Origin of the sequence: Bradyrhizobium sp. Pha-3 (assembly GCF_042258325.1) — a bacterium.
Lineage (GTDB): Bacteria > Pseudomonadota > Alphaproteobacteria > Rhizobiales > Xanthobacteraceae > Bradyrhizobium > Bradyrhizobium elkanii.
On record NZ_CP170151.1, the window covers coordinates 5339837 to 5355538 of the forward strand.

The 15702-nt window shown below is 65.3% G+C and carries 12 protein-coding genes and 1 pseudogene; 7 read left to right on the plus strand and 6 right to left on the minus strand.

The features are described from left to right. Positions 1–15: 15 nt before the first annotated feature. From ACE10X_RS25200 to ACE10X_RS25215, 4 genes are all read right to left on the minus strand, one after another. Positions 16–312 carry a septal ring lytic transglycosylase RlpA family protein gene (locus ACE10X_RS25200; protein WP_038385833.1) on the minus strand — a complete coding sequence of 99 codons (297 nt, stop codon included), beginning with the start codon at positions 310–312 and terminating at the stop codon, positions 16–18. A 105-nt stretch (positions 313–417) separates the two neighbouring features. Further along, positions 418–867: a PPC domain-containing DNA-binding protein gene (locus tag ACE10X_RS25205; RefSeq protein ID WP_038385834.1), complete on the minus strand. Its 450-nt coding sequence runs from the start codon at positions 865–867 to the stop codon at positions 418–420. Positions 868–948: 81 nt separating this feature from the next. Beyond that, a complete protein-coding gene (locus ACE10X_RS25210) occupies positions 949–3651 on the minus strand; it encodes an EAL domain-containing protein (protein ID WP_304557817.1) in 2703 nt (900 codons plus the stop codon). A 63-nt stretch (positions 3652–3714) separates the two neighbouring features. Continuing rightward, positions 3715–4269: an ArsI/CadI family heavy metal resistance metalloenzyme gene (locus tag ACE10X_RS25215; RefSeq protein ID WP_080583409.1), complete on the minus strand. Its 555-nt coding sequence runs from the start codon at positions 4267–4269 to the stop codon at positions 3715–3717. A 94-nt stretch (positions 4270–4363) separates the two neighbouring features. On the opposite strand from ACE10X_RS25215, the gene ACE10X_RS25220 reads away from it, so the two are divergent. From ACE10X_RS25220 to ACE10X_RS25240, 5 genes are all read left to right on the plus strand, one after another. Next, positions 4364–4591 (plus strand): hypothetical protein, encoded by a 228-nt coding sequence (locus ACE10X_RS25220; RefSeq protein ID WP_038385844.1) that lies wholly within the window; start codon positions 4364–4366, stop codon positions 4589–4591. Between the two features lie 74 nt (positions 4592–4665). Next, entirely contained in the window at positions 4666–5040 is a 375-nt protein-coding gene (locus ACE10X_RS25225; protein ID WP_038385845.1) for a hypothetical protein, read from the plus strand. A gap of 111 nt (positions 5041–5151) precedes the next feature. Next, positions 5152–6372, plus strand: coding sequence for an efflux RND transporter periplasmic adaptor subunit (locus ACE10X_RS25230; RefSeq protein ID WP_038385856.1), 1221 nt, complete (start codon positions 5152–5154; stop codon positions 6370–6372). Next, the gene (locus ACE10X_RS25235) at positions 6365–9589 is read left to right on the plus strand and encodes an efflux RND transporter permease subunit (protein ID WP_375763015.1); all 3225 of its coding nucleotides are present in this window, start codon (positions 6365–6367) and stop codon (positions 9587–9589) included. The genes ACE10X_RS25230 and ACE10X_RS25235 overlap by 8 nt, the downstream gene beginning before the upstream one ends. A gap of 139 nt (positions 9590–9728) precedes the next feature. Next, the gene (locus ACE10X_RS25240; RefSeq protein ID WP_038385847.1) at positions 9729–11570 is read left to right on the plus strand and encodes an alkaline phosphatase family protein; all 1842 of its coding nucleotides are present in this window, start codon (positions 9729–9731) and stop codon (positions 11568–11570) included. A gap of 43 nt (positions 11571–11613) precedes the next feature. Here ACE10X_RS25240 and ACE10X_RS25245 read toward each other — a convergent pair whose 3' ends face one another. Continuing rightward, a complete protein-coding gene (locus ACE10X_RS25245) occupies positions 11614–12195 on the minus strand; it encodes a hypothetical protein (RefSeq protein ID WP_038385848.1) in 582 nt (193 codons plus the stop codon). A gap of 388 nt (positions 12196–12583) precedes the next feature. Here ACE10X_RS25245 and ACE10X_RS25250 point away from each other — a divergent pair, with 388 nt between their 5' ends. Continuing rightward, positions 12584–13243: a peroxiredoxin gene (locus tag ACE10X_RS25250; protein ID WP_016844449.1), complete on the plus strand. Its 660-nt coding sequence runs from the start codon at positions 12584–12586 to the stop codon at positions 13241–13243. 63 nt (positions 13244–13306) lie between these two features. After that, positions 13307–14725: pseudogene (locus ACE10X_RS25255) on the plus strand (cryptochrome/photolyase family protein). Here ACE10X_RS25255 and ACE10X_RS25260 read toward each other — a convergent pair. Next, positions 14722–15594: a DMT family transporter gene (locus ACE10X_RS25260; RefSeq protein WP_018272064.1), complete on the minus strand. Its 873-nt coding sequence runs from the start codon at positions 15592–15594 to the stop codon at positions 14722–14724. The pseudogene ACE10X_RS25255 and the gene ACE10X_RS25260 sit on opposite strands and share 4 nt — an antisense overlap. Positions 15595–15702: the final 108 nt, after the last annotated feature.

The following is a 15702-nucleotide window of genomic DNA, read 5'->3' on the forward strand; positions in this document are numbered from 1 at the left end:
GCCGCGGGCCGCGCCCTACTGGATCACAACATGCGCGACGCCGAGCTGAAGGATGCCGAGCGCGCGGGCCGCCGTGGTAGACACATCGATGATCCGCCCACGAACGAACGGACCGCGGTCATTGACGCGGCACCGGATCGATTTTCCCAGATAGGAGACGGTGATCATGCTGCCGAATGGTCGCTTGCGATGCGCGCAGGTCATCTCGCCACTCTTGCCGATGCCACGATAATAGGACGCTAGGCCACTCTCTGCGTTTGCCATGCACGAGGCAAACAGCAGCATGGCCGCGGACGTTGCTGCGGTTTTCATTGATCGCCTGCCGGTCGAGCCCCGCAAGGGAACTCGGTTCCACGGCTTCGGTTCCGCACCCCAGCGTCGGCAGGTCGATTTCTAGGAACTTTTCGACGGAAAGCGTCAGGCGGTCGCGGCGGGATCGATCAGGGCGATGCCGAGCTCGGGCCGCTTCCGCCGGCGAAGCCTGGCGGGGGCTTCCGTGACCACAACCTCCAGCGTCGGGCGGACGATGCCGGCAAGCAGATGGCCGCCGCGGGTCGATCCGTCCGACAGTCCGAGCACGATGTGCATGTGCAGGCTGGCCTTGCCGTCGTCGCCGGTCGCGATGTCGCCGAGCGCGCACAGCACCTCGCACTGTTCGTTGATCTCGATCTTCCGATAGCTCTTGGATGCGAAATCGAACCAGCCGACGGTTGCCCGCTCGAACGCGCCGATCGCGGTGAGCGATGCCGCCGTCACCTTCGCATCATTGACGAATTTCGTCAGCGCGCCGAACGCTTCCTCGCCGCTATCGAGCACGACGACGTAAACCTGCGCGCTGGGCGCATCGGACACGAGCTTGCTTTTCATGGACCGCCTCTTCTCTCAAGAGCTTTCACCCTCAATCGGAGACGGCGACGATTGTTCCTGACGGACCGGATCGGCAGCCGCTCAGGCGGCGACGCTGTCGGCCGCGAGCAGCGTCCGCAGGTCCCGCGCAGGAACCGGCCTGCTGAACAGGTAGCCCTGCATCTGCGTGCAGCCGAGCATCTGCACGGTGTCGCGCTGCTGGTCGGTCTCGACGCCCTCGGCGGTGGTGATCATGTTGCGGTCGGCTGCGATCGAAACCACGGCGCGGATGATCGAGGCCGAGCCGCTGTTGCGGGTCACTTCCTTGACGAAGCTGCGGTCGATCTTGATCTTGTCGAACGGGAAGCGCTGCAGGTATTGCAGCGACGAGTATCCGGTGCCGAAATCGTCGAGCGCGATGTGGACACCGAGCGCGCGGAGCTGGCCGAGCGTGACCAGCGCCGCATCGTCGTCGGCGATCAGCACCGCCTCGGTGATCTCGAGCTCGAGCCGGCGCGGATCGAGCCCGCTCTCGGCAAGCGCATGCGCAACCTTCAGCGCCAGCGTCTCCGACTTGAATTGGATCGGCGAGACGTTGACCGCGACGCGCACATGCGCCGGCCAGGCTGCCGCCTCGATGCAGGCGGTGCGCAGCACCCACTGCCCGATCTCCTCGATCAGCCCGGTCTCCTCGGCAACCGGTATGAATTCCGCCGGCGAGATCATGCCGCGCATGGGGTGCCGCCAGCGCAGCAACGCCTCGCAGCCGGTCACCTCGTCGCTGCGCAGATCGACCAGCGGCTGGTAGTGCAGCTCGAAGCCGCCCTCGGCCAGCGCGGTGCGTAAATCGGCCTCCAGCGCGCGGCGCAGATTGGCTTGCGCCTCCATCGCCGGATCGAAGAAGCGATGGGTCCTGCGGCCCGCCGCCTTGGCGGCGTACATCGCAAGGTCGGCACATTTGAGCAGGCGGAACAGGTCGGAGCCGTGGCGCGGGGCGATCGCAATGCCGATGCTGGCGTCGCTCGACAAATGATGGCCGAGGCAGTCGAACGGTGTGCGCAGCGACTGATAGATGCGCGCGACCAGGTCGCTGACGTCCTCGTCCGAGGTGATGTCGTGCTGGACGATCGCGAACTCGTCGCCGCCGAGCCGCGCGATGAAGTCGTTCGACCCGACCGACTGACGCAGCTTCTCGGCGACGCGCCGCAGGAACTCATCGCCGATCAGATGGCCCAGCGTGTCGTTGATCCGCTTGAACTCGTCGATATCGATGTAATGGATGGCGAACTCGCGCGTGGCGGCCTCGAGCAGCAGCCCTTCCGCGTGGCGCTGGAACAGCGTCCGGTTCGGCAGATTGGTCAGCGCATCGTAATGCGCGAGATACTCGATCCGCGCCTGCGCACGCCGCCCGTCGGTGACGTCCTCGAGCGTGGTGGCCCAGCCGCCGTCGGGCGCACGCTTGTAGATCAGGCGGATGCTGCGACCGTCCGGCGTCATGATCACGGAGTCCCGGACCTCATCGTCCCTCGGGTTTGTGAAGCGGGCGCAGTACTCATCGACGTCGCCGACGAACGAGCCGATCGCCTGGCGATGCAGGATCAGGTCGCGCAGATGGCAGCCTGGCCTTGCGACATCAGGCGAAAGGCCGAACATGTCGATATATTGCTGGTTGCAGATCACGAGCCGCGCCGAGGCATCGAACAACAGCAGCCCCTGCGTCATGGTGTTGATCGCGGTGTCGAGGTGCTGGCTCTTCTCGGACAGGCGGCGGCTTGCCGCATCGTGCTGCCGCTGCAGCTGGCGGACGATCAGGAAGACCGCGAAGCTGATGATCAGGACCGCCAGCACGGCTGCGCAGAATTGGAGTTTGGTCTGGGCGCGCCAGTCCTCCAGCGCGCTCGATGTTTTCGTGGTGGCGAGGATCAGGATTGGAAAATGCGACAGCGATCTGACCGCACCGACGTTCTCCTCGCCTGAAGCGCCAACGAACCGTCCCGACGTGTTGCCGCCAAAGCTGATGACCTTTTGGAACACCGGCAGGTTGATGATGTTGCGGCCGATCACGCCGGCATCCTGCGGATAGCGTGCGATGATGGTGCCGTCGCGGTGGATCATCGAAATCACGGTGTCGCCGCTCAGTGCCAGCGAGGCCACGAAATCCTCGAAATGGCTCGGCTCGACGCCGCGGCTGGCGAAGCCGATGATCTCGCCGTTGCGCCCGGTGATCTTGCGCGCAAGGATCGTGGTCCAGTTGCCGCTCACCTTGCTCATTGCGGGCTCGACGATCACGGGCGAGGTCGGGCGTCCCGAGGTGAACTCCTGGAAATAGCGCCGGTCCGCGACGCTGATGTCGGGCACCGGCCACATCTCGGATGAGTTGATCAGCCATCCCTTGGCGTTGAACAGATTGAGCCCGCCGACATGCGGCAGCGCCGCCAGCCGCGTGCGCAGCATCTCGTGCGCGCTCAAGAGCGACATGTTCTTTTCGAACTGATCGGCGGTCTCGACCTGCTCGGCCCGCAGATAATTCACGATGTCGTCGTGGACATGCTGGAGGTCGGTAAGCTGCTGGTCGAAATGCCGCGACAGCAGCAGCGCGGTGTTGTTGAGCTCGCGCTCGGACATCTCCAGTGCGCGCTCGCGAAACTGCAGCGCGAGATAGCCGGTGCCAAGCGTGATGGCGAGCACCAGCAGCGCGGCACTCAGGACGAGCCACTGGATGGCGCCCATCCTGCTGGCGCGCAACACACCTTTGATCGACAGCCGCCGGTATTCCGGCACGCTGCTCGTTGAGACAACCGACATTTTCCTGCCCCTGTGGATGCCCTTGTACGGGAACACAACCCAAGGGGTGGTTAGGAAAATCAGTTATCGGACGGTTAAGGCCAGCGTGGACTCGCGCGCAACCGGCCCCTCGGCCGCTCCATGCTCACGAGTTGCAGCAAGCCGAGGCCCCGGGCGGCGCGGCCTGGGGTGTGGAGCACAACACGCGCTCTGTCTGTCTTCCTGCTTCTCGTGCGCGACACGCGCGGTCCGCTCGCCGGTGCCGTCGCCATAGACGATGCTCTCACCGGTCGTATGGAACGTCTCCCAGGCAATCCCCGCGGGATCGTCGATCCACGACTTCTCGGACTTGGCATAGCAGCACACCGTCTGGCCCTGCTCGATGACCTCGCCGCCGGCCCTGCGCAGCCGTCCATACAATTCGCCGAGCTCTTCAGCGCTCTCGACCTGAATGCCGAGATGGTCCAGGCCCGGTTCGCGGCCGCGGGTCGAGATCGCGAAGTTGACGCGGGGATCGTCGAGCATCCATTTGGCATAATCGGATTTCACGACCGTCGGGTCGGCCCCAAACAGCGCCGAGTAGAAGCCGACCGATTGCGGGATGTCCTTGACGGCGACGTGAACATGCGTGCGCTTCATGGTGCAGTCCCTTTAGGGCGGCGACGCTGGATGGATATTCCATCCCAAGCATGCTCAGATATCAACAGCGTTACAACAGGAGTTCTGCTGCGGAATGGATGCGCTGACGCTGTTCGGGTTATTCGCCGTGACCATGATGCTCGTCTGCTATGCGGCCGAAGATCGCAGCCCCTGGTTCATCCTGGCCTTCGCTGTCTCCTGCGCGCTCGGCTCAGCCTACGGTTTCCTGCAGGGCGCCTGGCCGTTCGGCCTCGTCGAAGCGATCTGGGCGGTCGTCGCGGCGCGCCGATGGTTGACGCGCCGAACCGCAGACCGCGCGTAACGTTATAGTATCCACGGCCAATCTGTCGCGGACCCGAACTTGAATGCGCGCGGGCACGGCGCTAAGTAGGCCCCATGGACGCTTCGCGCACCATGATTCAGTCTTCTCCTCACGCAACGGGATCGCGCCGCTGGCGCAGCCTGCTTGCGGGACTGATTTCGCTCGCGCTGGTGCTGTCGTTCTTCCACGGCTGGACCTCCGACGGCGATGCCGACGCGGCTCCCGGCTTCTCGATCGCACAGTCGATCAACGACGCCGGCGCCGGCGGCAAGGCTCCAGCGCATCCGGCCTCGCCTCACGGCGACCATTGCCTGACGCACGTCGCGTCCGTGGCTCCTCAGGAGACCGCGTTCCCGATCGCCTATGCGCCGCATAGCTATGGCCACAGCAACACTGAGCTGCCCGCTTCGGCCGACCGCCTCTCTCCCTTCAAGCCACCCCGCGCCTGATCCGGTCGGCATGACCGGCCGTGCGCTGCTGCCATTAGCCAGCGCACGCTTCCGCACAGATCGATGTCGCGACAGCGCAGGGCCATAGGCCTGCGCTGCGGAGAGGCGCATATGAAACGGGTTGTTCTATTTTTCGCCGGCGTGGCCGCCGGCATTGCACTGGTCGTTGTGGCGGCCGGATGGATCGGCTGGCCGGTCAGGTTCCCGGCCGCGACGCAGGAGACTGCGACGACAGACACAAAGACCGAGGCCCGGCACGAGGCCCCCGGACATATCGAGCTGAGCGAAGACCAGGTTCGCGAAGCCGGCATCACGTTCGCGCAAGCCAGCGGCGGCATGCTGAAGCGGCATTTCCTCGCGCCGGGATCGCTGATCCCCGATGCGGATCACATCGGCCGGGTCTCGGTGCGCGTGCTTGCGACGGTCACGGAGCTGCGCAAGCGCCTCGGCGATGTCGTCGAGAAGGGCGAGATCGTCGCCGCGATCGAAAGCCGCGAGGTGGCCGACGCCAAGAGCGAGTACCTCGCCGCGCGTCTCACCAACGATCTGCAGCAGACCCTCTACGCGCGGCAGAAGACGCTGGTCGAGACCCGCATCGTGTCGGAGAACGAGTTCCTGCGGACGCGGCTGACCGCGAATGATGCCCAGATCAAGCTCGACGGCGCCCGGCAGAAGCTGTTTGCGCTGGGCCTCTCGGAGAGCGAGATTGCCGATCTGCCGAACCAGCCCCCGGAGAGCCTGCGGACGCAGTTTTTGCGCGCGCCGATCAGCGGCCGGGTGTCCGAACGGCGTGTCGACCTCGGCGGATTGATCGGGCGCGAGGGCCAGGAGAGCGAGCTCTTTGTCATCGTAAATCTCGATGACATCTGGGTCGACCTCGCGGTCTCCCCCGAAGACATCGGCGCGGTTCGCGAAGGCGTTTCGGTGAAAATCCGCGCCATCGGCACCGAGGATGAAGCCAATGCCGGCGTGATCTTCGTCAGCCCCCTGCTCGACCGCGAGACCCGCAACGCGCGCGTGATCGCGACCATGCCCAACAAGGACCACCGCTGGAAGCCGGGCACCTTCGTCACCGCGGAGGTCCCGCTGTCAGGTGCGCCGTCGACCGTGATCGTCTCGAAGAAGGCGCTTCAAACCATCAAAGGAACGCCGACCGTGTTCGTGCGCGATGCCGACGGCTTCGAGGCGAGATCGGTGCGCACCGGCCGCGAGGACGACGACGATATCGAGATCGTTGCCGGCCTGTCAGCCGGCGAGACCATCGCGGTGCAGAACACCTTCACGCTGAAGGCGGAGTTCGAGAAGGACGAGGCGGAGCACGACCATGATTGAGCGCATCATTGGTCTTGCGATCCAGCGGCGCTGGGTGGTCGTCACATTGGCGGCGATCCTGATGTTCCTCGGGGGCCTTGCGCTGTCCAGGCTGCCGATCGACGCAGTGCCCGACATCACCAACAAGCAGGTCCAGATCAACACCGTGGCTCCGGCGCTGTCGCCGGCGGAAATCGAGAAGCAGATCACCTTCCCGATCGAGACGGCCCTGGCCGGCGCGCCGGGACTCGAGAGCACACGCTCGCTCTCGCGCAACGGCTTCTCGCAGATCACGGCGGTGTTCAGCGAGGCCACCGACATCTATTTCGCCCGCCAGCAGGTCGGCGAGCGCCTGACCGAAGTCCGCGCGCGCCTGCCGCAAGGCATCGAGCCGCGGATCGGCCCGACCTCGACCGGCCTTGGCGAAATCTACATGTGGACCGTCCATTATTCCGGGCAGAAGGTGCAGGCCGACGGCGCGCCGGGCCTGCAAAGCGACGGCCGCTTCCTGACGGCGGACGGCCAGATGCTGCAGAGCGAGGTCGAGAAGGACGCCTATCTGCGCACCGTACAGGACTGGATCATCAAGCCGCAGATCAAGATGGTGCCTGGCGTCGCCGGCGTCGACACGATCGGCGGATACCTCAAGCAGTATCAGGTCCATCCCGATGCGGCGAAGCTGATCGCGCTCGGCCTCACCTTTGCCGACGTTGCCAAGGCGATCGAGACCAACAATGTCAGCCGCGGTGCGCGCTACATCGAGCGCAACGGCGAAGGCTTCGTCGTGCGCTCCGGCGGCCGGCTCGAGAACATCGACGAGCTCGGCGCCGTCGTCGTCACCACCCGCGGCGGGGTCCCGGTCCGGATCCGCGACCTCGCGACGCTTTCGATCGGCGGCGAGACGCGCACCGGCAGCGCCAGCGAGAACGGCCGCGAGGTCGTGGTCGGCACGGCGCTGATGCTGATCGGCGCCAATAGCCGAACCGTGTCGGCCGCGGTCGACGCCAAACTGCGGACAATCATGCCGTCCTTGCCGGCCGGCATCGAGGTCAAGACGGTGCTGGATCGCACCCAACTGGTCGATGCGACGATCGGCACCGTGGCGCGCAACCTCAGTGAAGGCGCACTGCTCGTCATCGCCGTGCTGTTCGTGCTGCTTGGCAATTTCCGCGCGGCATTGATCACGGCGCTGGTGATCCCGGTCGCGATGCTGATGACGGCGATCGGCATGTGGCAGGGCCGTATCAGCGCCAATCTGATGAGCCTTGGCGCGCTGGATTTCGGCCTGATCGTCGACGGCGCCGTGATCATCACCGAGAACAGTCTGCGTCACCTCGCCGAGAAGCAGCATGCGCTTGGCCGCGTGCTGACGCGCGACGAACGGCTGGCGACGGTGCGGGCGTCCGCCGTGGAAATGGTCCAGCCGAGCCTCTATGGCCAGGCCATCATCCTCCTGGTCTATGTGCCGCTGCTGACCTTCACCGGTATCGAAGGCAAGATGTTCGAGCCGATGGCGCTGACCGTGATCCTTGCGCTCGCGGCCGCCTTCGTGCTGTCGCTGACGCTGGTTCCGGCGCTGATCGCGATCGGCATCACTGGCCGCGTGCAGGAGCAGGAAAACCGGCTCGTCGCGGCGCTGAAGCGCTGCTACAGCCCGCTGCTCCGGCGCGCGGTTGCAACGCCTATCCCGGTCATCGCGGTAGCGGTCGTGCTGTTCGCGGCCGCCCTGTTCGGGTTCTTCCGCCTCGGCCAGGAGTTCATCCCCTCGCTCGACGAGAAGAACATCGCCATGCACGCGCTCAGGATTCCGAGCACGGCGCTGTCACAGTCGCAGGCGATGCAGCTGTCGGTCGAGAAGGCCGTCAGCCGCTTTCCGCAGGTGTCGTTCGTCTTCTCCAAGACCGGCACCGCGGAGGTGGCGAGCGATCCGATGCCGCCGAACGCGTCCGACACCTTCATCATCCTGAAACCGCGCGAGCAGTGGCCGGACCCATCGCTGACCAAGGAGCAACTGATCGAGGACATCTCGAAGGCGGTCGGCCGGCTGCCCGGCAACGTCTATGAATTCACCCAGCCGATCCAGATGCGCTTCAACGAACTGCTCGCCGGCGTTCGCGGCGACATCGCGGTCAAGGTATTCGGTGACGAGTTCGGGCCGATGCAGAAAGCCGCCAACCAGATTGCCGCCGCGCTGCGCAGCGTGCGCGGCGCGACCGACGTCAAGGTCGAACAGGCCGGCGGCCTGCCCGTGCTCGAGATCAAGGTCGACAAGGCGGCGATTGCCCGGCGCGGCCTCAGCGTCTCGGCCGTGCAGGACGTGATCGGCGCCGCCGTCGGCGGTCAGGATGCCGGCGTCGTCTACGAGGGCGATCGCAGCTTCGACATCGTGGTGCGATTGCCGGAGACCGTGCGCTCCGATCTCGAGGCGCTGAGCAATTTGCCGGTCGCGTTGCCGAAGGCGACGCCGAGTTCGCCGGTGCAGAGCCTGCCGCTCAACCGCGTCGCCCAGTTCTCCTTCACCGAAGGGCCGAACCAGATCAGCCGCGAGAACGGCAAGCGCCGCATCGTGGTGACAGCCAACGTTCGCGGCCGCGATCTCGGCTCGGCGGTCGAGGAAGCCCAGGCAAAAGTCGCGCAATCAGTGCAGCTGCCGCCGGGCTATTGGATGACCTGGGGCGGCCAGTCGGAAAATCTCGCGGCGGCGCGACAGCGCCTGGCCGTCGTGGTGCCGGCCTGTTTTGCGATGATCTTCCTGTTGCTGCTGGCGGCGATGGGCTCGGCCCGCGATGCGCTGCTGGTGTTCAGCGCGGTGCCGCTGGCGCTCACCGGCGGCATCGCCGCGCTATGGCTGCGGGGCATGCCGTTCTCGATCTCGGCGGCGGTCGGCTTCATCGCACTGTCGGGCGTTGCGGTGCTGAACGGGCTCGTGATGCTGAGCTTCGTCCGGCAGTTGCGCGAGCGCGGCGTGCCGATGCGGGAAGCCATCGAGCAAGGCGCCCTCACCCGCTTCCGCCCCGTGGTGATGACCGCATTGGTGGCCTCGCTCGGCTTCGTGCCGATGGCGTTCGCCACCGGCACCGGTGCCGAGGTGCAGAAGCCGCTCGCCACCGTCGTGATCGGCGGCCTGATCAGCGGGACCCTGCTGACGCTTGCCGTGCTGCCGGCGCTCTATGCCCGGTACGGGCATGCCGGCAGCGCTGCGCGCAATGAGAGAACCGCGATTCAGCCTGCGGAATGACGGCGTGTTGACCGGCAGTCCGCGCGAAAAATCCGGCCGTTACAGCGCCGAACAAGCGCTGTAACATTTCTGTCATATGGCAAAACTAAACGAGGGCTGCGGCGGGCTGCCGCGGGGCTTCATCAGGGGGAATAACACTATGCGTCGTGCCATTACCTTACTGGCCGCGAGCATGATCGCGCTTTCGGCGGGCGCCGCCTCGGCGCAGAACGCCAAGCCCCGTAACCTCATCCTGTTCGTCCCCGACGGCCTGCGCGGCGGCATCGTGACGCCGGAGACGGCACCGGCCATGGCCGAGATCCGCGACAAGGGCGTCAACTTCAAGAATTCGCACTCGCTGTTCCCGACCTTCACCATGGCGAACAGCTCGGCGCTGTCGACCGGCCATTATCTCGGCGACACCGGCACCTTCTCCAACACGATCTATACCGGCTACACCTCGGTGCCCGCCGGCGACACCGTGGTCCCCTTCATCGAGAACGACGCGGTGCTCGCCGACGTCGACGATCACTTCAACGGCGACTACCTCAACGAGGAGACGCTGCTGAAGATGGCCCGCGGCCAGGGTTTCAGCACCGCCGCCATCGGCAAGGTCGGCCCGACCCTGCTGTTCGACCACACCGATCGCGGCAAGAACACGATCGTGGTCGACGATTCCACCGGCGGCAAGACCGGCGTGCCGCTCTCCGACGAGGTGAAGGAGGCGCTGACCAAGGCCGGCCTGCCGCTCGCCACCCCGAGCCGCGGCGACAACGCCAAGGCGGGCGACGCCAAGACACCCGGCACCACCGTCGCCAACGTCGCGCAGCAGGCCTACATGGCCGATGTCGCGACCAAGGTCGTGCTGCCGATGTTCAAGGCGCGCAACAAGCCGTTCGTGCTGGTGTTCTGGTCGCGCGATCCGGACGGCAGCCAGCACAATACCGGCGACAGCCTCAACACCATCACCCCCGGCATCAACGGCCCGACCTCGATGGCCGGCATCAGGAACGCCGACAACAACCTCGCCCAGCTGCGCAAGGCGCTCGACGAGCTCGGGCTCTCCGCCGACACCAACATCATGATCTCCTCCGACCACGGCTTCTCGACGATCTCGAAGGAGAGCAAGACCAGCCCCTCGGCCAAGATCGCCTATAGCGACACGCCGAAGGATTTCCTGCCGATGGGCTTTGTGGCGATCGACCTCGCCAAGGCGCTGGACTTGCCGCTGTTCGACCCCAACGACAAGAACGCGAAGGTCGCCGACAACGCCCACCCGAAGGCCGGCAACGGCGTGCTCGGCCAGGATCCGGCCAAGCCTGACGTCGTGATCGCGACCAATGGCGGCTCGGATCTGATTTATCTGCCGAACCGCGACAAGAAACTCGCCGACCGCGTCATCAAGGCGCTGCTCGAGCAGGACTATGTCAGCGGCCTGTTTGTCGACGACAAGCTCGGCACCTTCCCGGGCACGCTGCCGATGTCGAACCTCAATCTGAAGGGCAAGGCGGTGACGCCGAACCCGTCGATCGTGGTCAATTTCCGCTCCTGGTCGAGCGGCTGCGAGATCCCGACCAACTGCTCGGTGCAGGTCGCCGACACCGTGCTGCGCCAGGGCCAGGGCATGCATGGCAGCTTCAGCCGCGGCGACACCTTCAACTTCACCGCGGCGATCGGCCCCGACTTCAAGGCGGGCTATGTCGATCCGCTGCCGGTCAGCAACGCCGATGTCGGCATGACCGCGGCCCAGCTGCTCGGCCTGCGCGCGCCGAACAATGGCGGCCTGATCGGCCGGGTGATGTCGGAGGCGCTGCCGAACGGCATCGTGCCGAAGATGGCCGAGGGCACCATCATGTCGAAGAAGGCGTCGGCCAACGGCCTGCGCACCGTGCTGAAATTCCAGCGCGTGCTCTCGACCCGCTATTTCGACGTGGCCGGGTTTCCGGGGCGGACGCTCGGGCTCGAGGACACCGGCGGCAAACAGAAAACGGCGGGGAAGTAATCCCCGCCGCTCTGCTCGAATTCCAATCACGCGGGATGATGGTTTACATCATTCCGATGTCGAACACGTTGGGGAGCTGCGCCGCAAGCGGCAGCGCAGTCGCGCCGACCAGCGTCGCCACCATCGCCGCCAGCGCGCGGCCGGTGCGGCGCTGACCGCGCATCTGGCCCGCGATCCACTCCAGGACCTTGGTGTCCATCTTGGCGCCCTGCCTCGGCGCCCAACGATCGATCTCGGTGTCGGGCGACAGCGCCACCGTGCGCGGCGGCACCGGCAGGCCGGACTCGGAGGCGGCATGATGGGCGATCGCCTTGGCGAGCAGATCGTCGAACCGGCCGCCATCGCTGCGCTCGGCAGCGGCCTCGTTGATCGAGAACAGCGCCTCGATCTCGGCCCGGCTGACCGGCTGATGCTCGACCGCGGCCGCCGTCAGGATGCGCGCGCACCACGCAGCGTCATCGGCATCGAGTGACCGGGAGAAATGGATGCGGCCCTTGGTGGTCGGGCCTTCGCCGGTGATCACGCCGTCGCGCACGATGGTGAGCGCATGGGCGGCGGTCTTGCGGCAGGACGGATGCAACGCACCGCTGAGGGGCTCAGCGGTCTTGGTACTTGGGGTAGACATTGCGGGAGCTTTCAATTCCTATCTCTGGCCAGCTTTTCCATGCGGGCGTAAACGAGTGGTTAATGATTCGGAACTTGCGTTCCGAGATTTTTAGATGGTTGCTATTTGGTCGCTTTAAACGCCGTCACGGTTCAGTCCTATGGCAGCCGGGGCCGGCGTGATGACGGCGATAAGCGGCATTATCTGGGCATTTCCAAGCCTTTGTGCCGCAGCTGATATTTCGCCGCAGGGATCCGGATCAAAACAAGTTGCTTGGAATTCCACCCTCAAGGAGAAATGTTTCACCTTTTTTCAGAACCCGTTCACTTAAGCCTTATCCCGTCCTATACTGGAACAGACAGCCTCAAATACAAATTCAACTGTGACTTCAAAGAGATGAGGTAAAATCATGACACTTCCGATTGGCGCGACCGCACCGGACTTCGAAGCCCAGACCACTGAGGGCAAGATCAAGTTCCATGACTGGATCGGCAACAGCTGGACCCTGCTGTTCTCCCATCCGAAGGACTTCACCCCGGTCTGCACGACCGAGCTCGGCGCGCTCGCCAAGCTGAAACCGGAATTCGACAAGCGCGGCATCAAGCTGATCGGCCTTTCGGTCGATCCTGCGGATCGCCACGCCAAATGGGCCGAGGATATCTTGGAGACGCAGGGGGCGGCCCCGAACTATCCGCTGATCGCCGACACCGACTTCAACGTCTCCAAGCTCTATGAGATGCTGCCTGCCTCGACGTCCGGCGACCCCCTCACCCGCACGCCGGCGGACAACCAAACGGTCCGCAACGTCTTCATCATCGGCCCCGACAAGAAGATTAAGCTGGTGCTGGTCTATCCGATGACCACGGGTCGGAACTTCCAGGAGATCCTGCGCGTCATCGACTCGCTGCAACTCACCGCCAAGCACCGCGTCGCCACCCCTGCCGACTGGAAGCAGGGCGAGGACGTGATCATCGCAGGCTCGGTCAGCAACGACGAGGCCAAGACGATCTATCCGCAGGGCTGGAAAGAACCGAAGCCCTACATCCGCATCGTGCCGCAGCCGAAGTAACGGCAGGCTCACTGCGTCCGGGTGACCCGCGCACAGCCTGTTATCGTCTGGTTTCGCGACGATCTGCGGCTGTCGGATCACCCGGCGTTGCATGAGGCAGCGGCAAGCGGCGCGCCGGTCGTCGGCCTCTATGTGCGTGACGAAGAGAGCCGTGCATTGATGCCGCCGGCCGTACGTCGGCTCGGGGGTGCGACGCGCTGGTGGCTGGCGCAGTCGTTGCGCGCACTTGGCAAGAGCCTCACCATGGCAGGCGGATCGCTGGTGCTGCGCACCGGACCGGCCGCGTCGGTGATCGCCACGGTGGCGCGCGAAATCGGCGCACGCGCCGTATTCTGGAACGACATCGCGCATGCGCCGCATCAGACCGTTGCCAGAGAAGTCGAAGCCGCGCTCGCAAGTGACAGCATCGACTCGCAAATTTTCCGCGGCGACCTGCTCGTCGATCCCAAGGCGATCCGCAACAAGGACAACCGCGCCTTGCGCGTGTTCACGCCGTTCTGGCGGCGCGTACAAGACCTCGGCGATCCGCCAAAGCCGTTGCCGGCGCCGAAGAAGCTTACATCCATCCGCGGCATCGCGAGCGACGCCCTCGGCGATTGGAAGCTCGAGCCTGACAGGCCGGATTGGGCCGGCGGCCTGCGCGAGACCTGGACACCGGGTGAAGCCGCGGCGCAGGCGCGGCTGAAGCGATTCCTCGACGAGGGGATCAGCGGTTACGCCGGCGACCGCGACCGGCCCGACCGCGACGGCACCTCGCGCCTGTCGCCGCATCGCTTCGGCGAGATCAGCCCGCGCCAGGTCTGGCATGCGGCCCGCTTCGCCGCCGCGGAAGACTCGCGCCTTGCCGGCGACATCGACAAGTTCCTCAGCGAGCTCGGCTGGCGCGAATTCTGCCGCCACCTGCTGTTCGACGTCCCCGACATGGCGGATCGGAACTTGCAGGAGCAGTTCGATGCCTTTCGGTGAAGGCGCAACGCTCTTGCCTTGGAGGCGTGGCAGCGCGGACTCACCGGCTATCCGATCGTCGATGCCGGCATGCGCGAGCTCTGGCACAGCGGCGTGATGCACAACCGGGTGCGGATGGTGGCGGCCTCGTTCCTGGTCAAGCACCTCTTGATCGACTGGCGCACAGGCGAACAATGGTTCTGGGATACGCTGGTCGATGCCGATGCCGGCTCCAACCCGGCGAACTGGCAATGGGTCGCGGGCTGCGGCGCCGAAGCCGCGCCTTATTTCCGCGTCTTCAATCCGGTCCTGCAGGGCAAGAAATTCGATCCCGACGGCGGCTATGTCAGGCGCTGGGTGCCGGAGCTCGCGCAGCTCTCCAACGACCTGATCCACCAGCCCTGGACAGCAACACCGATCGAGCTGGCGAGCGCCGGCGTCGAGCTCGGCAAGACCTACCCGCCGCCGATCGTCGATCACAAAAAGGGGCGCGAACGCGCGCTTGCAGCTTACGCGAAGATCCGTCGCAAAGACTAAGCGCGGCGATTGACCAGCAGCACCGCCGCGGCGCAGGCGGCCATGCCGGCAATGGCGACATGATCCAGCCGCTCGTCGAACAGGATGTAGGCCATCAGCGCGGTCACCGCCGGCACCAGATAGAACAGGCTCGCGACCGAGGTCGCGGCATGGTGACGGATCAGCCAGTACAACAGCCCGATCGAACCGATCGACAGCGCGAACACCAGCCAGGCCAGCGCCAGCACGAACTCGCCGGTCCAATGCACGACATTGGTCTCGAACACAAAGGCGCCGATGCCGAAGAAGATCGTCACCGCGATGTACTGCACCAGATTGCCGGCGCGCCAGTCGATCCGGTTGCAATAGCGCCGTTGATAGAGCGTGCCCAGCGTAATACTGATCAGCGAGACGCCGGAGGCGAGCCAGCCCCACCCCGCCTCGCCCGTCATTGGCCGGTTGTGCAGGATCAAGACGACGCCGGCGAGGCCGAGCACCAGCCCGCCCCATTGCAGCGGCGTGACGCGCTCGCCCAGCCAGCGGTTGGCAATGGTCGAGGTCAGGATCGGCTGCAGGCCCGGGATCAAGGCCGACAGCCCGGCCGGAACCGAATGCGCGATCGCAATCGCGGTGCCGCCGAGATAGAAGCCGTGCACCAGGATGCCGGCGACCGCGCTGTGGAAGATGCCTGTCCGGTCCGGCCAGTTCGGCCGCGCGATCGCGGCGATGACCGCCATCACCACCACCACGAACGCCATCCGGATCGCCAGATAGGTCAGCGGCTCCGCATTGTTGATGACGTATTTGGTGCCGATGAATCCGGTGCTCCACAGCACGACAAAGATCGCCGGCGCCAGACGAGCGGCAGTTTCCTCGAAGCTCTTGTTCATTGCAGGCCGTCATTGCCTGAAGATGAGGCAGCCAGCAATCGCGAATTTTGGTGGGAATCGCTTCAACCCCGCTGTCGTCCCTGCGAAAGCAGGGACCCATACTCCGCG